The organism is Streptococcus sp. 27098_8_103 (assembly GCF_041432345.1).
GTDB classification, from domain to species: Bacteria; Bacillota; Bacilli; order Lactobacillales; family Streptococcaceae; genus Streptococcus; species Streptococcus mitis_BV.
This window is the reverse complement of the sequence record NZ_JAPVZK010000006.1, coordinates 21102-38482: the sequence shown is the minus strand read 5'-3', so window position 1 is coordinate 38482 and position 17381 is coordinate 21102. Positions and strand designations below refer to the sequence as shown.

Annotated in this window: 22 protein-coding genes; all 22 read left to right on the top strand. The window is 41.0% G+C overall.

Annotation, left to right across the window (positions count from 1 at the left end):
* Window positions 1-152 precede the first annotated feature (152 nt).
* The 22 genes from O3599_RS02845 (at window position 153) to O3599_RS02740 (ending at window position 17349) form a co-directional block, all read left to right on the top strand.
* Window positions 153-713, top strand: coding sequence for a hypothetical protein (locus O3599_RS02845; RefSeq protein ID WP_371511886.1), 561 nt, complete (start codon window positions 153-155; stop codon window positions 711-713).
* Window positions 710-2548 (top strand): GBS Bsp-like repeat-containing protein, encoded by a 1839-nt coding sequence (locus tag O3599_RS02840; RefSeq protein WP_371511884.1) that lies wholly within the window; start codon window positions 710-712, stop codon window positions 2546-2548. The genes O3599_RS02845 and O3599_RS02840 overlap by 4 nt, the downstream gene beginning before the upstream one ends.
* Entirely contained in the window at window positions 2548-5112 is a 2565-nt protein-coding gene (locus tag O3599_RS02835) for an SGNH/GDSL hydrolase family protein (protein WP_371511883.1), read from the top strand. The genes O3599_RS02840 and O3599_RS02835 overlap by 1 nt, the downstream gene beginning before the upstream one ends.
* A 14-nt stretch (window positions 5113-5126) precedes the next feature.
* Window positions 5127-5567, top strand: a complete 441-nt coding sequence (locus O3599_RS02830; RefSeq protein ID WP_254753961.1) for a hypothetical protein — start codon at window positions 5127-5129, stop codon at window positions 5565-5567.
* Window positions 5568-5578: 11 nt separating this feature from the next.
* Window positions 5579-5947, top strand: coding sequence for a hypothetical protein (locus tag O3599_RS02825; RefSeq protein ID WP_371511881.1), 369 nt, complete (start codon window positions 5579-5581; stop codon window positions 5945-5947).
* A gap of 15 nt (window positions 5948-5962) precedes the next feature.
* Window positions 5963-6295 carry a phage holin gene (locus O3599_RS02820; RefSeq protein WP_371511880.1) on the top strand — a complete coding sequence of 111 codons (333 nt, stop codon included), beginning with the start codon at window positions 5963-5965 and terminating at the stop codon, window positions 6293-6295.
* A gap of 2 nt (window positions 6296-6297) precedes the next feature.
* The gene (locus O3599_RS02815) at window positions 6298-7281 is read left to right on the top strand and encodes an N-acetylmuramoyl-L-alanine amidase (RefSeq protein ID WP_371511878.1); all 984 of its coding nucleotides are present in this window, start codon (window positions 6298-6300) and stop codon (window positions 7279-7281) included.
* Between the two features lie 305 nt (window positions 7282-7586).
* The gene (locus O3599_RS02810) at window positions 7587-7844 is read left to right on the top strand and encodes a hypothetical protein (RefSeq protein ID WP_371511876.1); all 258 of its coding nucleotides are present in this window, start codon (window positions 7587-7589) and stop codon (window positions 7842-7844) included.
* Window positions 7804-8109, top strand: a complete 306-nt coding sequence (gene comGC, locus O3599_RS02805) for a competence type IV pilus major pilin ComGC (protein WP_371511874.1) — start codon at window positions 7804-7806, stop codon at window positions 8107-8109. The genes O3599_RS02810 and comGC overlap by 41 nt, the downstream gene beginning before the upstream one ends.
* A complete protein-coding gene (comGD, locus tag O3599_RS02800; RefSeq protein ID WP_247939454.1) occupies window positions 8072-8506 on the top strand; it encodes a competence type IV pilus minor pilin ComGD in 435 nt (144 codons plus the stop codon). Before comGC ends, comGD begins: the two co-directional genes overlap by 38 nt.
* Complete coding sequence (gene comGE, locus O3599_RS02795) at window positions 8469-8771, top strand: competence type IV pilus minor pilin ComGE (RefSeq protein ID WP_153209718.1); 303 nt, start codon at window positions 8469-8471, stop codon at window positions 8769-8771. Before comGD ends, comGE begins: the two co-directional genes overlap by 38 nt.
* Window positions 8734-9195, top strand: a complete 462-nt coding sequence (comGF, locus tag O3599_RS02790) for a competence type IV pilus minor pilin ComGF (RefSeq protein ID WP_247939455.1) — start codon at window positions 8734-8736, stop codon at window positions 9193-9195. The genes comGE and comGF overlap by 38 nt, the downstream gene beginning before the upstream one ends.
* On the top strand, window positions 9173-9586 hold the full coding sequence (comGG, locus tag O3599_RS02785) for a competence type IV pilus minor pilin ComGG (RefSeq protein ID WP_247939456.1): 414 nt from the start codon (window positions 9173-9175) through the stop codon (window positions 9584-9586). Before comGF ends, comGG begins: the two co-directional genes overlap by 23 nt.
* A gap of 32 nt (window positions 9587-9618) precedes the next feature.
* Complete coding sequence (locus tag O3599_RS02780; RefSeq protein ID WP_247939457.1) at window positions 9619-10206, top strand: class I SAM-dependent methyltransferase; 588 nt, start codon at window positions 9619-9621, stop codon at window positions 10204-10206.
* Between the two features lie 59 nt (window positions 10207-10265).
* Entirely contained in the window at window positions 10266-11219 is a 954-nt protein-coding gene (locus O3599_RS02775; RefSeq protein ID WP_247939458.1) for a class I SAM-dependent methyltransferase, read from the top strand.
* Window positions 11220-11268: 49 nt separating this feature from the next.
* The gene (locus tag O3599_RS02770; protein ID WP_101782622.1) at window positions 11269-12459 is read left to right on the top strand and encodes an acetate kinase; all 1191 of its coding nucleotides are present in this window, start codon (window positions 11269-11271) and stop codon (window positions 12457-12459) included.
* A 149-nt stretch (window positions 12460-12608) separates the two neighbouring features.
* Window positions 12609-12980: a ribonuclease P protein component gene (gene rnpA, locus O3599_RS02765; protein WP_000739245.1), complete on the top strand. Its 372-nt coding sequence runs from the start codon at window positions 12609-12611 to the stop codon at window positions 12978-12980.
* Window positions 12955-13779, top strand: coding sequence for a membrane protein insertase YidC (locus O3599_RS02760; RefSeq protein WP_247939459.1), 825 nt, complete (start codon window positions 12955-12957; stop codon window positions 13777-13779). The genes rnpA and O3599_RS02760 overlap by 26 nt, the downstream gene beginning before the upstream one ends.
* A gap of 17 nt (window positions 13780-13796) precedes the next feature.
* Window positions 13797-14783 carry an RNA-binding cell elongation regulator Jag/EloR gene (jag, locus tag O3599_RS02755; protein ID WP_101782619.1) on the top strand — a complete coding sequence of 329 codons (987 nt, stop codon included), beginning with the start codon at window positions 13797-13799 and terminating at the stop codon, window positions 14781-14783.
* A 50-nt stretch (window positions 14784-14833) separates the two neighbouring features.
* Complete coding sequence (locus O3599_RS02750; RefSeq protein WP_247939460.1) at window positions 14834-15457, top strand: ribonuclease P; 624 nt, start codon at window positions 14834-14836, stop codon at window positions 15455-15457.
* Between the two features lie 130 nt (window positions 15458-15587).
* Window positions 15588-17045 (top strand): PTS ascorbate transporter subunit IIC, encoded by a 1458-nt coding sequence (locus O3599_RS02745; RefSeq protein ID WP_101782617.1) that lies wholly within the window; start codon window positions 15588-15590, stop codon window positions 17043-17045.
* A 22-nt stretch (window positions 17046-17067) separates the two neighbouring features.
* Entirely contained in the window at window positions 17068-17349 is a 282-nt protein-coding gene (locus tag O3599_RS02740) for a PTS sugar transporter subunit IIB (protein WP_000241466.1), read from the top strand.
* The last annotated feature ends 32 nt before the right edge of the window (window positions 17350-17381 follow it).

The window sequence follows — 17381 nt, the reverse complement described above, 5'->3', positions numbered from 1 at the left end:
AAGAGTATATATCATTTGGCGATTTTAATAGTCGTGACGCTGGTTGGTACCTTCAAAAACGTGAAGCACCAACGCCGGACGAAAAGGAAATTGTTGAGTCTATTCCTTATATGCAAGGGGAGCTTGACTTCTCTTCTGCGTTGGGAGAACGTGTGTTTGAATCAAGAGAGATCACATACGAATTCAAACTACCATTCACTACTTACGAGAATCGCAAAATTGCTGAAAGACAGATTAAGTCAAGCATGGTTACTAAAACGCAACGCAAGTTGAGAGATACTCACGACCGTCGATATTATTGGATGGGCAAGGTTAAGCACATCAAAGTAGCAGACGACCCGATTAAGAAGAATCTGGTAGCTACTATCACATTCAAGTGCTATCCGTTTGCATTCCATGAGGACGAGTATTTCGATGATGTTTGGGACACATTTGACTTTGAGAACGATAATTCAACGTGGACTAAGTGGGCGCTTGGTTATGAGAAGAAGAAGACACCAGTTTACTTTGTAAACGCCGGAGATACATCGATCAGCCCAGTAATCATCTGTAGTGAGGACATCACGCTAAAAGATGCTAACGGCACCATTTACTACTTGAAGAAGGGTGAGAACAAAGATTTTGCTCTAACGCTCGACATCGGAATCAATTATTTCGAAGCACAAGGAAATGGTACAGTAGCAATGCACTATTCTAACGAGGTGATGGTATGACAGTATCTTGTGATAGCATTGAAATCTTCAACGTCAGCAGTACAGGCTATGCCATCCGTGTCAAGGGGCTGAAGTCTAGTAATGGCATATCTGGGCTACAAGTTCCAACGTGGTCGGAAGAATCTGGGCAAGATGACCTTGTTTGGTACGATGCCTTAAAATGGGGCGATGATTGGTACTGTACCATCAATTCAGTTGATCACAACAGCGACAGTGGGACATACCAATCCCATTTCTATGTAGTGACTTCAAATGGCTCGAAAGAGTACCTCGAAGGCAAGAAGATAACCGTGCCAGAGCGTCCTGCTGCCTTAGCTAAGAAAGCAGGGTATGCCATCTACTGGTGGCCTAGCTTCCTTGATAGAAGATGGGACAAGCTCAATCGAACTACGGCTACACGCAAGGTCATCCACGACCCCTATAGCCCACTTGGAAACAAGATTATTTCTGGCGAAATCAAGCAAGCTGTCAATAGTATCCACGAGCTGGAATTTGCAATCCCGTTGAACCATACGATGTATCAAAAAATGGTTCAGTTTAAATCTATCATCGAAGTCGTTAACCTAAGGGACAACGAGGTTGAGTTTGTCGGCCGAGTTTTGACAATGACCAATGAGATGTCAACTAATGGATTTGTTCAGAAAGTCGTTTGTGAAGACTTCCTGTCATATCTACACGATTCTGCCCAATGGTTCCAGAAACTACCAAACAAAGGGGCTGAGGACTATTTCAAAATAATCTTTGAATCTGCAAACGTTCAAATTGAGGAATTTAAGCGGATAACTCCCAGAAATATCACAGTACAAAGTAGGTCAGACCGACCATTCCGCTATATCGGATATGATTCAAGCTGGGACACAGTAAGAGAACGGATAATCAAAAATATTGGTGGCTATCTAACGTTAAGAGAGTTCAACACAAGAATCTATGTAGATTGGACCAAAGATATTGGTACTACTAAGGAAAGTCCGATTAAATTAGGTCAGAACATCAAATCAGCCAGTCGAGAGGTTGATTTTGACGGTCTCGCTACGATTATCGTCCCAATTGGAGCTGACTTGCAAAGTCAAAACCAAGGTCAAGAGGAAGACCAAAGTCCAGACGTTACACGAGCTCAGCTCGATATTCGAAGCGTGAACGATGGGAAGATGTATCTGGCTGATGAAGAGCTGATAAAAGAGTTTGGTTTTATTCGAAAATCAGTAATCTGGACAGAGATTGACAACCCTAACGTTCTCTTGGCTCGTGGGAAACAGTATTTGAGGAACCAGAAGATTGCACTAGCTAAATGGACAATCTCAGCGGTTGAACGCTATCTTATTGATAGTAGATATAGTAAGTTCAGAATTGGGAATAAGCACAAGATTATCAACGCACCGCTATCTGGAATTGAAACATTGCAAATTTTGGAGAAGAAGATTGATATACTGAAACCACAGTCTGTTGGTTTAACTATCGGCTCACAATCTCAATCTCTATCAGCTTATCAATTGCAAACTCAGGAAGCTGATAGCTCTATTGAGAAACTCAAACTAGACCAGTCGATAGCTACCAAACAGAAGAAACTAGACCAGTTGAATACTCAATTATCTGCGCTTAAATCTGCTAGTCAGTCTAAGCCTGTCGAGCCAAGAGCTCCGAAACCACTGGCTACTAATGCAACAGAATCTGAGAAGGAAGCATACAACAGAGCTCTCGAAGATTACAAGCTTGCTAAATCTGACTATGACGCTAAACTTTCAGCGCTCAATATGAGTCAGCAAGAGCGTGCACAGCGTATTAGCGAGCTTGAATCTGAGATTGCTCAATTACGAAACGAATTAGGAGGTGCTTAATGCCACAAACTGAAGCAGAGGGACGCTTGAATTTATATGATGATGTGACCCCTCTTGAAAAAACTAATAAAATTAGCGTCCTTGTTGACGCTATCCGCAAAAAAACAAAAGGGGTTGATGTCCGTGAGGCCATTGCCCTCGGAATAGAAACCACATACGACGACGCTACTAAGAGTGGGAACACTGACATGGAAGTAGTTAAATCCAGAGACACCTTCAATACACTCTCAGAGCGTCTCGACAACATGACCAAAAACCTTGATGGAAAAGCGAGCACGAAGTTGATTGAATCAAAACTTAACGCTATTTCTTCCAACGCTCCAAAGGCTGTTTTAAGCTCGCTGGAAGAAATCCAGCGTACTTATCCAAACGGTGCCAACGGTATCGTCGTAGCAAGCAATACAGGGAAGTGGTACTACTTCGACGAAGGAGACCGTCACTGGAAAGAGGGCGGTGTCTATCAATCTAGGGGTTTAAATGTTGATGAAGTGACAGCTGACAACATCGACTTCACGGAATCAATCGAGCAACTTCTAAGAGATAAGATTGAAGGTTCTGTCTACCTTTGGAATAACACATCAATAGGTACGTGGTCTTCTAACGGATGGCTTCGATTCATGCCAGTCCCTATCAAAAAGGGACATAAGTATTACTTGTCAAATATCCGTGGTATCTTCTCGTTTGCCATTTCAAGCGATGGAAGTCGATTAGTCAAGAAATTCTCGGAAACGGATGACTTGGTAACTACAGAATACATCCCGCCAGAAGATTGCATGCTATATGTATCTTCTAAGTCAGACGAAACGGCTAGAGTGTTTAACGCTTCGCTTGATGAGTTGAAAAAAGCAAACGTTGACTTCTCGAACTTACCTGATGGCTATGTCTCGCTTAAAATTCCTAAATTGACGCTAAATGTGAAACCAGAAGAATTGAGTTTTGTCAACATTGTTAAGCAACTGGTTGACGAGCGCACATTTAAAGTAGGTAAGGTTTGGTCTGGTAACGGAAACGGCACTTACGACGGTTCCACTTGGGGCGCTTATCCCAAGATTTACATGCAAGCAGGTCAGACTTATGGATTAAGAAACATCCGTGGAGTATTTACTCACTTTTTCGACATTTCGGGGAAGAAGCTTAAAACCTTTGCAACGACAGATGTGTTAGTTAGCCAAGATTTCACTCCAACCGAAAACGGCTATATTCTGATTAGTCGTTTGACGTCAGACAATCCTACGAAGGTCATCCAAGGCGGCAACGCTCAAGCTCATTATCTTGAGAACCTTAATTTTGGTTCTAGTGCCATTGCGTCCAAGGTTCCGTTCGTCATGCCAGATACGTCTAGGATTCAATTTGGGGCAGATATTACTGGTATTGATTCAACACAATCAACGACGATTAATAATCTCGGCTACATGAGTCCTATCAAGAAATGGGAGAAGAGCCGTGGTTTTATCGATACCATCGATGTCTACGTTAAGGACGCGGGAACATACAATTTCGCTATCGGTAACATCGACCAGAACGATTTGATTGTATCCCCTCGAATCTTTCAAAAGGAGCTTGCCGCTGGATACAATACGTTAAATGTTCGAGATGAAGATAAGGAAATCTTCTTCGGAGAGCAACTCTTTTTTGAAGCTAAAGATAATAAAGTCTATGCTTCAAAGGGTGAACGTAATTTGATTCAAGACGCTCAACACGTTACTAATAATGCCGGCTATTCTGGCAAGATTATGTACGAGACAGGGCAAGCTATCCCGTTTAGCTACCGTGTAGCAAACGAGAGCGCTATTGAGAAAGTTGAGACACTGAAACAAAAAACGGATAAAATCGAATCTATTGTTACAGAACTTGAACTGTTTAAGAAAACACCGATGATTACTAGCCCAAATGGCACTAAGTTCCGCTTGTTGGTTGATAACAATGGCAATCTGTCAACAGTTTCAAATATCCCTAGCCGTGTAGCGGTGTTTGGTAACTCAATCCTAAGCCATCCATGGCTTAAGGGCATGGGTATGGCTGCTAGTGCGCCAGATAAAGATTACTTCACTCTTGTTAAAAACTATATCTTGTCTAAGAACCCTAGCGCAGTAGTAGAGCGTGGGAATGGTGCAGATTGGGAATCTGATCCAAACAATCGACGTGGTACATTCGACAGTAAAATGAAGCAATCACTAGGTCCTGATACAGATATTGTCATTTTGCAGTTTGGCGACAACTTAAATACTGACGAGAAGCGGAAGAACCTTGAAACAGATATCCCTAACCTCGTCAATTGGATTAGAACAGCTTCACCAAAGGCCCTAATATACTGGGTCGGTATCTACTATGCCTCACCAGATTTTGTGGAAAGAATCAAGCGTATCTGTAAGCCACTGGATGTCACATTTGTAGACATCTATCAGTATTCTAAGGATGCCAAGTACAAGTCTGAAATGGGCAAGGCATTGAGACTCCCAGACGGTTCTAACTACACTATTACCAACGCCGGTGTTGCAAGTCATCCAGGTGATTTAGGACACAAGGCTATTGCGGACGAGATTATCAAGAATTTCTTATTCTAGAAAAATGGGTGCTTATGGAATTTTTTGATAAAATCGAACATTTTTTTACAAGTGTAATGCCAGTACTGACCCCGACAATCATTGCATGGATAAGCTATCGGTTGCCGAAAAAAGCGAAAGAAGAGACAGAAAAGATTGTCTCAGAGCTTGGAGATGTTAAGAAGCAGATAGATGACGTACAAAAAACCGCAAAAGATAGTAATACCAAAATCGATGAAGTGCAGGAAAAGCTTAAAGTACACGATGAGGCGCATCTAAATACCATGAAGTTGCGCCTTGGCCGTGATATGCGGAGAGCTATCCGCAGGAAGTACACTTCCCGTGATGAATTTTCATTGGTGGAAAGTATGCACAAAAGCTATAAAGCTTTAGGCGGAAATGGTTACATAGACCGCCTTTTCAGCGATTTTGAAAAGCTGGATATCCGCGCGGAAATTTTGGACGACGACGATTAAAGGAGGGCGAAATGTTATGCGCAAATAGAAGTAACTCAACGAACTTGGCAAGGATAGACGGGGGTTTGGTCGTCAAGCAAGGCGATCTAGCCTCTTCTTTTGGTTTTGAATTGCTAGATGAGAATAAGGACCCTATCCCATCGCTTGATGGGCAGGAGGCGAAAATCACGCTGACAAAAGATGGCGAGCAATGGAAGCATACTTCGACTGTCACGAATGGATCAGTAGTATTTAATCTAGATGGTATTTTGCCAGAAGGAACGTACAATCTCGAAATTTGCGTGGCAGGGTATGTATTTCCCAGCGATGACTCGACTCAAATTAGAATCAGTCCAGTAGTATTCACGACAGACGACCCGTGGCCGACAACATTGCCATAATGGAAAGGAAAAAACATGCAACAAATTAGTGAAATTATCGCAAACGGAGCAGTAAGCATTACAATTATTTTGCTTGCTATCGCAGTTAAAACGTTCAAGGAGTACCTCGTCAAAGAGGGTGGTGAAAAAGCGGTAAAAATCGCTGAAATCCTAGCTAAAAATGCAGTTCATGCTGTGGAGCAGGTCTCCTCTGAAACAGGCTATAAAGGCGAGGAGAAACTTGAGCAGGCTCGCACTAAAATCCGTGCAGAGCTGACCAAATATAACATCAGCATGACTGACCGTGACCTTGATACATTCATCGAGTCAGCCGTGAAGCAGATGAATGACGCTTGGAAAGGGGAGTAATGATGGTAGAAATCATTAACCATACAATCTTCAACGGGATTTCAGGTTCTCGTCCAACCGAAAAACCAAAATACTACATCATGCACAATGATGCTGGTTCAAAAAGTGCAAAGGCCTATATCGAATGGCTCCAAGAACGGTATGACAATGGCCAGTCTGAACTTGGTTTTGCTCATTACTACATCACAAGAGATGCAATTGTGCGAGTCGAAGACACATACAATGGTTCATGGTCTGCTGCTAACTACGATGCTAACATGAACTCTCTTAGCTATGAAGTATGCCAGCAATTAAGCGCATCAGATGCCGAGTTCATTGAAAATGAAAACATGGTATTACGCCAAATGGCCGAGGATATGACTTATTACGGTGATACTCCGAACTATTCAAACATCAAATTTCACAATGAATTTTCTAGCACATCATGCCCTGCTCGTTCCCTTGAATTGCACGGCGGATACAATGACAGCTTGCGTGACTATGTGATTGCTAAAATCAAGCATTATCAATCCCTTGGCTCGACTGTCCAAGAAATGCTTGATAATGAGGGTAATCAGGAAGGTTGGAAGAAAAATTCAACTGGCTGGTGGTATGTAAACGCAGATGGAAGCTACCCAACGAATAAATGGCAGAAGATTGATGACATTTATTACAACTTCGATTCTTCAGGCTATATGCGTAGCAACTCTTGGTATGAAGAATACAATAATTGGTATTACTTGCTCCCAAGCGGTGCCATGGCTACCGAATGGGTTCTCATTGACAATAAGTGGTACTACTTCAAAGAAACTGGCGTCATGGCCACTGGCTGGGTCAAATACAAAGATCATTGGTATTACCTCGATGCTAAGGACGGAGATATGAAATCCAAACAATTCATTAAGTCAGCAGATGGTTCTGGTTGGTACTATCTCAAACCAGACGGAACAATGGCAGATAAGCCAGAGTTTACTGTTGAGCCTAACGGTTTGATTACGACTAAATAAATGTGATACAATAGTTGTGAGATAACAAAAGACATTTGAGGGCAGAAAGGTTCCTGCCGCACCTTGAAAAAGGTATCTGAGATGCTGGGTACACCGACCAGCCAAGTGTCCGTTATTTCAAAGGGGGGAGCTTAAATGCTCCTTTTTTATTTAAAATTTCAAAAAATAAATAGAAAGGAAACTTTCTAAAATGTTCTTTCACCGCAGGCTTAGGCTTGCGGTTTTTTTGTTTGTCTAAAAAAGTAATGATTTTTTCATAACTTTTTATTTTCTTTTACGAATAGATAAGTAAGGAGGAAGAAAACATGAACATTTTAAACATTGAACTTACGAGTGTAGAGCAGACAGACTTAGGTTTTGAGCATTGGATAGATGTAACTTACAGGGTGCCGATTTTAAAAAATGAGTACACGGTCAAGCTGTTGCTGCTCATGGAATGCAAGATAGAGGACCAAGAGGTTATTGAGTACCTGGTCAGCACTTGGAAGTATCGTGATCTCGTGTTGCATTCATTGCAGATGTATGAGATGGAAAAAATCAATAATTTTAGTATCGTTGATTGAGATGTTAGTGGTCCTTTTAATCATCAGCGTGCTTCTCTTGCTCTTTGTACCTAATTTGACCAAGCAAAAAGAAGCAGTCAACGACAAAGGAAAAGCTGCTGTTGTTAAGGTGGTAGAAAGCCAGGCAGAGCTTTATAGTTTGAATAAAAACGAAGAGGCTACTCTAAGCAAATTACAAGCAGATGATCGCATCACAGAAGAGCAAGCTAAAGCTTATAAAGAATATCATGCAAAACAAAATAAGACTCAAACGGTCGCGGATTAAGGCCTTTACCATGCTTGAAAGTCTCTTGGTTTTGGGACTGGTGAGTATCCTTGTCTTGGGCTTATCTGGCTCTGTCCAGTCCACTTTTGCAGCAGTAGAGGAGCAGATTTTCTTTATGGAGTTTGAAGAACTCTATCGGGAAACTCAAAAACGCAGTGTAGCCAGTCAGCAAAAGACTAGTCTGAACTTAGATGGGCAGACGATTAGCAATGGCAGTCAAAAGTTGACAGTTCCTAAAGGAATTCAGACACCATCAGGCCAAAGTATTACATTTGACCGAGCTGGGGGCAATTCGTCCTTAGCTAAGGTTGAATTTCAGACCAGTAAAGGAGCGATTCGCTATCAATTATATCTAGGAAATGGAAAAATTAAACGCATTAAGGAAACAAAAAATTAGGGCAGTGATTTTACTGGAAGCAGTAGTCGCTCTAGCTATCTTTGCCAGCATTGCGACCCTCCTTTTGGGACAAATTCAAAAAAATAGGCAAGAGGAAGCAAAAATCTTGCAAAAGGAAGAAGTCTTGAGGGTAGCTAAGATGGCTCTGCAGACAGGTCAAAATCAGGTAAATATAAACGGAGTTGAGATTCAGATGTTTTCTAGTGAAAAGGGATTGGAGGTCTACCATGGTTCAGAACAGTTGTTGGCAATCAAAGAACCATAAGGTCAAGGCTTTCACCTTGTTGGAAGCCCTGATTACTCTTATTGTTATCAGTGGAAGCCTACTCCTCTTTCAAGCTATGAGTCAGCTCCTTATTTCAGAAGTTCGCTACCAGCAACAAAGCGAGCAAAAGGAGTGGCTCTTGTTTGTGGACCAGTTGGAGGCAGAATTAGACCGTTCGCAGTTCGAAAAAGTGGAGGGCAACCGCCTCTATATGAAGCAGGATGGCAAGGAAATTGCAATAGGCAAGTCAAAATCGGATGATTTTCGTAAAACAGATGCCAGTGGACGGGGTTATCAGCCGATGGTTTATGGCCTCAAATCTGCGCAGATTACAGAGGACAATCAACTGGTTCGTTTTCGTTTCCAGTTCCAAAAAGGCTTAGAAAGGGAGTTCATCTATCGTGTGGAAAAAGAAGAAAGTTAAGGCAGGTGTTCTCCTCTATGCGGTCACCATAGCAGCCATCTTTAGTCTTTTGTTACAATTTTACTTGAACCGACAAGTCGCCAACCATCGAGACTATGCTTTAAATAAAGAAAAGCTGGTCGCTTTTGCTATGGCCAAGCGAACCAAAGATAAGGTTGAGCAAGAAAGTGGGGAACAGACCTTTAATCTGGGTCAGGTGAGTTATCAAAATAAGAAAACAAACTTGGTGACAAGGGTTCGTATGCCTAAGAGACAATATGAATTCATCTTTCCTTCAGTCAAAATCAAAGAAGAGAAAATAGAGAAAAAGGAAGAGGTATCGACTGATTCAAGTAATCAAGCGGAGAAGAAAAAATCAGAAAAGAAGCTTGAAAAGAAAAGGAATTTCTAGCCAATCAAACTACTTTGTGCTAAACTGAAAATATGAAACATGATTTTAACCACAAAGCAGAAACTTTTGACTCCCCTAAAAACATTTTCCTTGCAAACTTGGTTTGTCAAGCAGTCGAGGAACAGATTGATCTTCTATCAGACAAAGAAATTCTGGATTTTGGTGGAGGGACGGGGCTATTAGCCTTGCCTCTGGCCAAGCAAGCCAAGTTCGTTACTCTTGTAGACATTTCTGAGAAAATGCTGGAGCAAGCTCGTTTAAAAGCGGAGCAGCAAGACATCAAGAATATCCAGTTTTTGGAGCAAGATTTACTGAAAAATCCCTTGGAGCAAGAGTTTGATCTCATTGTTGTTAGTAGGGTTCTTCACCATATGCCTGATTTGGATGAAGCTCTCTCACTGTTTCATCAACATTTGAAGGAAGATGGACAACTCCTCATTGCTGATTTTACCAGGACGGAGACCAACCATCACGGCTTTGAATTGCCGGAATTGGGAAAAAAGCTAATTGAGCATGGTTTTTCATCTGTGCATAGTCAGATCCTCTATAGTGCTGAGGACCTGTTTCAAGGAAATTACTCAGAACTCTTTTTAACAGTAGCCCCAAAATCACTCGCCTAGTCAGGGAGTGATTTTTTATAAGGATGGAAAAAAGCAGGGAAATTTGATAAGATAGGAATATGGATTTTGAAAAAATTGAACAAGCTTATACCTATTTACTAGAGAATGTCCAAGTCATCCAAAGTGATTTGGCGACCAATTTTTATGACGCCCTGGTGGAGCAAAATAGCATCTATCTGGATGGTGAGACTGAGCTAGAGCAGGTCAAGGAGAACAATCAAGTCCTTAAGCGCTTAGCGCTACGCAAAGAAGAATGGCTCAAGACCTACCAGTTTCTCTTGATGAAGGCTGGGCAGACAGAGCCCTTACAGGCCAATCACCAGTTTACACCAGATGCCATTGCTTTACTTTTGGTGTTTATTGTGGAAGAGTTGCTTAAAGAGGAGGAAATTACTATTCTCGAAATGGGGTCTGGGATGGGAATTCTAGGCGCTACTTTCTTGACCTCGCTTGATAAAAAGGTGGATTATTTGGGAATGGAAGTGGATGATTTGCTGATTGATTTGGCAGCTAGCATGGCAGATGTAATTGGTTTGCAGGCTGGTTTTGTCCAAGGAGATGCCGTTCGTCCACAAATGCTCAAAGAAAGCGACGTGGTTATCAGCGACTTGCCTGTCGGTTATTATCCTGATGATACCGTTTCGTCGCGTCATCAAGTTGCCTCTAGTCAAGAACATACCTACGCCCATCACTTGCTCATGGAACAAGGACTTAAGTATCTCAAGTCAGACGGATACGCTATTTTTCTCGCTCCGAGTGATTTGTTGACCAGCCCTCAAAGCGATTTGTTGAAAGGCTGGTTGAAAGAGGAGGCGAATCTAGTTGCTATGATTAGTTTACCTGAAAATCTCTTTGCTAATGCTAAACAATCTAAGACTATTTTTATCCTACAGAAGAAAAATGAAATAGTAGTAGAGCCTTTTGTTTATCCACTTACTAGCTTGCAAGATGCAAGTGTTTTAATGAAATTTAAAGAAAATTTTCAAAAATGGACTCAAGGTACTGAAATATAAAATAGATTTTGTTATAATAGATGAAAACGCTTAAAAGAGGAGTCTTGTTATGACAAAAACAATTGCAATCAATGCGGGAAGTTCAAGTTTGAAATGGCAACTTTATCAAATGCCAGAAGAAAAAGTATTGGCGAAAGGTTTGATTGAACGTATCGGTTTGAAAGATTCAATTTCAACTGTAAAATTTGACGGCCGTTCTGAACAACAAATTTTGGATATCGAAAATCACACACAAGCTGTTAAAATTTTATTGGATGACTTGATTCGTTTCGATATTATCAAGGCTTATGACGAGATTACTGGTGTTGGACACCGTGTTGTGGCTGGTGGAGAATATTTCAAAGAATCAACAGTCGTTGAGGGAGATGTTTTAGAAAAAGTTGAAGAGTTGAGCTTGTTGGCTCCTCTCCACAATCCAGCCAATGCAGCAGGTGTTCGTGCCTTCAAGGAATTGTTGCCAGACATTACCAGTGTAGTTGTTTTTGATACTTCATTCCACACAAGTATGCCAGAGAAAGCTTATCGCTATCCTCTACCAACAAAATATTACACAGAAAACAAGGTTCGTAAATATGGTGCCCATGGTACAAGTCACCAGTTTGTAGCAGGAGAAGCAGCAAAACTCTTGGGCCGTCCATTAGAGGACTTGAAATTGATTACTTGCCACATCGGTAATGGTGCTTCTATTACAGCTGTTAAGGGTGGTCAATCTGTCGATACTTCAATGGGCTTCACTCCACTTGGTGGTGTGATGATGGGAACTCGTACAGGGGATATTGACCCAGCTATCATTCCTTACTTAATGCAATATACAGAGGACTTTAACACGCCTGAAGACATTAGTCGCATCCTTAATCGTGAATCAGGGCTTATGGGGGTTTCAGGTAAATCTAGTGATATGCGTGATGTGATTGCTGCTATGGAAGAAGGGGACCACGATGCCACTTTAGCTTATGAAATGTATGTTGACCGTATCCAAAAACATATCGGCCAATACCTTGCAGTCTTAAATGGAGCAGATGCTATTATCTTTACAGCAGGTATCGGTGAAAATGCTGCAAACGTACGTGAAGATGTTATTTCAGGTATCTCTTGGTTTGGCTGTGATGTTGATCCAGAAAAGAACGTCTTCGGTGTGACAGGAGATATCTCAACAGAGGCAGCGAAGATCCGTGTATTGGTTATTCCAACAGATGAAGAGCTAGTTATTGCCCGTGACGTTGAACGCTTGAAAAAATAAGTAAAATTAGAAAAAATATTCAGTGCAAGGAGTTGGGAAAGAGATTTTTCCAGCTTCTTTTTATGGTGAAATTGTGCAAAACCTTGCTATGATTGGCTTTTTTGAAAAATATGGTATAATAGTAGTAATTTAATAGATGGAGTTGAGTTTTGAAGAAAAACTTTCGTGTAAAAAGAGAGAAAGATTTTAAGGCGATTTTCAAGGAGGGGACAAGTTTTGCCAATCGCAAATTTGTTGTCTACCAATTAGAAAATCAGAAAAACCATTTTCGAGTAGGTCTATCAGTTAGCAAAAAACTTGGGAATGCCGTCACTAGAAATCAAATTAAGCGACGAATTCGGCATATTATCCAGAATGCAAAAGGGAGTCTGGTAGAAGATGTCGACTTTGTTGTCATTGCTCGAAAAGGAGTCGAAACCTTGGGATACGCAGAGATGGAGAAAAATCTACTCCACGTATTAAAATTATCAAAGATTTACCAGGAAGGAAATGGGAGTGAAAAAGAAACTACAGTTGACTAGTTTGCTAGGACTGTCCCTATTGATCATGACAGCCTGTGCAACAAATGGGACAACTAGCGATATTACAGCCGATTCGGCTGATTTTTGGAGTAAATTTGTTTACTTCTTTGCGGAAATCATTCGCTTTTTATCGTTTGATATCAGTATCGGAGTGGGGATTATCCTCTTTACGGTCTTGATTCGTACAGTTCTCTTGCCAGTCTTCCAAGTGCAAATGGTAGCTTCTAGAAAAATGCAAGAAGCTCAACCACGCATTAAGGCGCTTCGAGAACAATATCCAGGTCGAGATATGGAAAGTAGAACCAAGCTAGAGCAAGAAATGCGTAAAGTCTTTAAAGAAATGGGTGTCAGACAGTCAGATTCTCTTTGGCCGATTTTGATTCAGATGCCGGTTATTTTGGCCTTGTTCCAAGCTCTATCAAGAGTTGACTTTTTAAAGACAGGTCATTTCTTATGGATTAACCTTGGTGGTGTGGATACAACCCTTGTTCTCCCGATTTTAGCAGCTGTATTTACCTTTTTAAGTACTTGGTTATCCAATAAAGCCTTGTCTGAGCGTAATGGAGCTACGACGGCGATGATGTATGGGATTCCAGTCTTAATTTTTATCTTTGCAGTTTATGCGCCAGGTGGAGTCGCTCTATACTGGACAGTGTCCAATGCTTATCAAGTCTTGCAAACCTATTTCTTGAACAATCCATTCAAGATTATCGCAGAGCGCGAGGCTCTAGTACAGGAACAGAAAGATTTGGAAAATAGAAAAAGAAAAGCCAAGAAAAAGGCTCAGAAAACGAAATAATAAGGAGGAATCTGGTAATGGTAGTATTTACAGGTTCAACTGTTGAAGAAGCAATCCAGAAAGGATTGAAAGAATTAGATATTCCAAGAATGAAGGCTCATATCAAAGTCATTTCTCGTGAGAAAAAAGGATTTCTTGGTTTATTTGGTAAAAAACCAGCCCAAGTGGATATCGATGCTATTAGTGAAACGACAGTTGTAAAAGCAAACCAACAAGCTGTAAAGGGAGTTCCAAAACAAATCAATGATTTGAATGAGCCTGTTAAAACAGTCAGTGAAGCAACTGTTGATTTGGGTCATGTTGTAGAAGCAATTAAAAAGATTGAAGAGGAAGGCCAAGGTATTTCTGATGAAGTCAAGGCTGAAATCTTAAAACATGAAAGACATGCCAGCACTATCTTGGAAGAAACTGGTCACATTGAGATTTTAAATGAACTTCAAATCGAGGAAGCGATGAGGGAAGAAGCGGACGCTGATGACCTTGAAACTGAGCAAGACCAAACTGAAAATCAAGACTTGACAGAGATGGGCTTGAAGGTTGAACCTAGCTTTGATATTGAACAAGTAGCTACGGAAGTAACGACTTATGTTCAAACGATTATTGATGACATGGATGTTGAGGCCACGCTTTCAAATGATTATAACCGTCGTAGCATCAATTTGCAAATTGATACTAACGAACCAGGTCGTATTATCGGCTACCATGGTAAAGTCTTGAAGGCCTTGCAACTGTTGGCTCAAAATTATCTTTACAACCGCTATTCAAGAACCTTCTACATTACTATTAATGTCAATGATTATGTTGAACACCGTGCAGAAGTCTTGCAGACCTATGCGCAAAAATTGGCGACTCGTGTTTTAGAAGAAGGACGCAGTCATCAGACAGATCCAATGTCAAATAGCGAACGCAAGATTATTCATCGTATTATTTCACGTATGGATGGCGTGACCAGTTACTCTGAAGGTGATGAGCCAAATCGTTATGTTGTCGTAGATACAGAATAAGTAAAATCAGGGTTATCCTGATTTTTTGCTAGCTGGAGGAGATTAAATTAATGTTGAATAAGATAAGAGACTATTTAGACTTTGCTGATTTGCAGTACCGTAATCCTGATAAGGCGGGAGCAGAGCGAGAGAAAATGCTGGAATTGCGCCACAAAGGCCAAGAGGCTCGAAAGGCTTTTACAGAACTGGCTAAAGCCTTTCAAACCAGTCATCCAGAATGGCAACTCCAACAGACTAGTCAGTGGATGAACCAAGCGCAGCGTTTGCGACCACATTTCTGGGTCTATCTACAGAGAGACGGACAAGTAACAGAACCTATGTTGGCTCTTCGTTTGTACGGGACATCTACTGATTTTGGTATTTCCTTAGAGGTCAGTTTCATTGAGCGCAAGAAAGATGAGCAAACTTTGGAGAAACAAACCAAGGTATTAGAAGTTCCAGTTGTAGAAGGAATTTATTATCTAGCCTACTCTGATGGCCAAAGTCAATGGTGGGAGGCGAACGAAGAAAATCGTCAGGTCTTAGTCGAGAAGGTAGGCAGCCAAGAAATCCGAAAAGTGTTAGTTAAGGCAGATGTTTCTGTGACAGAAAATTCATCTGAAGAAGATATCGTGGAAAATTTACTGAAATCTTATGATAAAATTCTTCCATTTTATCTAGCTACGAGAAATTAAGCTAATCATTAAAATATCATAAATCATACAGTCCAAGAGTGAACAGTCCGCTGTGTAATTCTTGGTCTTTTTGTTTACGCTTTCAAAGTATATAATAAACCTACAAAAACAATTCAAAAGGAGAACAATTATGGAAGTCATTTCAAGTGTTCTAAATTGGTTTTCTAGCAATATTTTGCAGAATCCCGCATTTTTCGTAGGTTTATTGGTGTTGGTAGGATACGCACTTTTGAAAAAACCTGCCCATGACGTTTTCTCAGGGTTTGTTAAAGCAACAGTAGGGTATATGTTGCTCAACGTGGGTGCGGGTGGTTTGGTTACGACCTTCCGTCCGATCTTAGCAGCCCTTAACTACAAATTCCAAATTGGCGCAGCGGTTATCGACCCTTACTTTGGACTTGCTGCAGCAAACAACAAAATTGCAGCAGAGTTTCCAGATTTTGTTGGAACTGCAACTACAGCTCTATTGATTGGTTTCGGAATAAATATCTTGCTCGTAGCTCTTCGCAAGATTACGAAGGTAAGAACCCTCTTTATTACTGGTCACATCATGGTACAACAAGCTGCAACAGTATCTCTTATGGTTCTATTCTTAGTACCACAATTGCGCAATGCTTACGGTACAGCAGCGATTGGTATCATCTGTGGACTTTACTGGGCGGTTAGTTCAAATATGACTGTTGAGGCAACTCAACGCTTGACTGGTGGTGGCGGATTTGCGATTGGTCACCAACAGCAATTTGCAATCTGGTTTGTAGATAAAGTAGCAGGACGCTTTGGTAAGAAAGAAGAAAGTTTAGACAATCTTAAATTACCTAAGTTCCTCTCAATCTTCCACGATACAGTTGTTGCATCTGCTACCTTGATGCTCGTATTCTTCGGAGCCATTCTTTTAATCTTGGGTCCAGACATTATGTCTAATAAAGAAGTCATCACTTCAGGAACCCTATTCAATCCTGCTAAACAAGATTTCTTTATGTACATTATTCAAACAGCCTTCACTTTCTCAGTTTACTTGTTCGTTTTGATGCAAGGTGTTCGCATGTTCGTATCTGAGTTGACAAACGCCTTCCAAGGTATTTCAAACAAATTGTTGCCAGGTTCATTCCCAGCGGTTGACGTTGCAGCTTCTTATGGATTTGGTTCTCCAAACGCTGTCTTGTCAGGATTTGCCTTTGGTTTGATTGGTCAATTGATCACAATTGTCTTGCTCATCGTCTTTAAAAACCCTATCCTTATTATTACAGGATTTGTACCAGTGTTCTTTGACAATGCAGCCATTGCGGTCTACGCTGATAAACGCGGTGGATGGAAAGCGGCTGTTATCCTATCCTTCATCTCAGGTGTTCTCCAAGTTGCTTTAGGAGCTCTCTGTGTAGCTCTTCTTGATTTAGCATCTTATGGTGGTTACCATGGAAATATCGACTTTGAATTCCCATGGCTTGGATTTGGATATATCTTCAAATACCTTGGTATTGTTGGTTATGTACTTGTGTGTCTCTTCTTGCTTGTTATTCCTCAACTTCAATTTGCCAAAGCAAAAGATAAAGAGAAATATTACAACGGTGCAGTTCAAGAAGAAGCTTAGTATCTAGAAAAGGAGAAATAAAATGGTTAAAGTATTAGCAGCGTGCGGAAATGGAATGGGTTCATCAATGGTTATCAAGATGAAGGTTGAAAATGCTCTCCGTAAGCTTAATCAAACAGATTTTACAGTCAATTCATGCAGTGTCGGTGAAGCTAAAGGTTTAGCAGCAGGATATGACATCGTAATCGCTTCTCTTCATTTGATCCAAGAATTGGAAGGGCGAACTAATGGGAAGTTAATTGGGCTTGACAACTTGATGGATGATAAAGAAATCACTGAAAAACTCAGTCAAGCACTACAGTAAAAGGTTGGAGGGGGCTGGATAGAAACTGAGAG

Bases quoted from the DNA above. Each gene is read 5' to 3' on its own strand.
- O3599_RS02810 (WP_371511876.1), top strand. From the start codon at position 7,587: ATGAACATTTTAAACATTGAACTTACGAGTGTAGAGCAGACAGACTTA.
- comGC (WP_371511874.1), top strand. From the start codon at position 7,804: ATGAGATGGAAAAAATCAATAATTTTAGTATCGTTGATTGAGATGTTA.
- O3599_RS02740 (WP_000241466.1), top strand. From the start codon at position 17,068: ATGGTTAAAGTATTAGCAGCGTGCGGAAATGGAATGGGTTCATCAATG.
- O3599_RS02820 (WP_371511880.1), top strand. From the start codon at position 5,963: ATGCAACAAATTAGTGAAATTATCGCAAACGGAGCAGTAAGCATTACA.
- O3599_RS02745 (WP_101782617.1), top strand. From the start codon at position 15,588: ATGGAAGTCATTTCAAGTGTTCTAAATTGGTTTTCTAGCAATATTTTG.
- O3599_RS02775 (WP_247939458.1), top strand. From the start codon at position 10,266: ATGGATTTTGAAAAAATTGAACAAGCTTATACCTATTTACTAGAGAAT.
- comGE (WP_153209718.1), top strand. From the start codon at position 8,469: ATGGAAAAATTAAACGCATTAAGGAAACAAAAAATTAGGGCAGTGATT.
- O3599_RS02835 (WP_371511883.1), top strand. From the start codon at position 2,548: ATGCCACAAACTGAAGCAGAGGGACGCTTGAATTTATATGATGATGTG.
- O3599_RS02780 (WP_247939457.1), top strand. From the start codon at position 9,619: ATGAAACATGATTTTAACCACAAAGCAGAAACTTTTGACTCCCCTAAA.
- comGF (WP_247939455.1), top strand. From the start codon at position 8,734: ATGGTTCAGAACAGTTGTTGGCAATCAAAGAACCATAAGGTCAAGGCT.
- O3599_RS02840 (WP_371511884.1), top strand. From the start codon at position 710: ATGACAGTATCTTGTGATAGCATTGAAATCTTCAACGTCAGCAGTACA.
- O3599_RS02750 (WP_247939460.1), top strand. From the start codon at position 14,834: ATGTTGAATAAGATAAGAGACTATTTAGACTTTGCTGATTTGCAGTAC.
- O3599_RS02825 (WP_371511881.1), top strand. From the start codon at position 5,579: ATGTTATGCGCAAATAGAAGTAACTCAACGAACTTGGCAAGGATAGAC.
- O3599_RS02815 (WP_371511878.1), top strand. From the start codon at position 6,298: ATGGTAGAAATCATTAACCATACAATCTTCAACGGGATTTCAGGTTCT.
- O3599_RS02830 (WP_254753961.1), top strand. From the start codon at position 5,127: ATGGAATTTTTTGATAAAATCGAACATTTTTTTACAAGTGTAATGCCA.
- jag (WP_101782619.1), top strand. From the start codon at position 13,797: ATGGTAGTATTTACAGGTTCAACTGTTGAAGAAGCAATCCAGAAAGGA.
- O3599_RS02770 (WP_101782622.1), top strand. From the start codon at position 11,269: ATGACAAAAACAATTGCAATCAATGCGGGAAGTTCAAGTTTGAAATGG.
- comGD (WP_247939454.1), top strand. From the start codon at position 8,072: ATGCAAAACAAAATAAGACTCAAACGGTCGCGGATTAAGGCCTTTACC.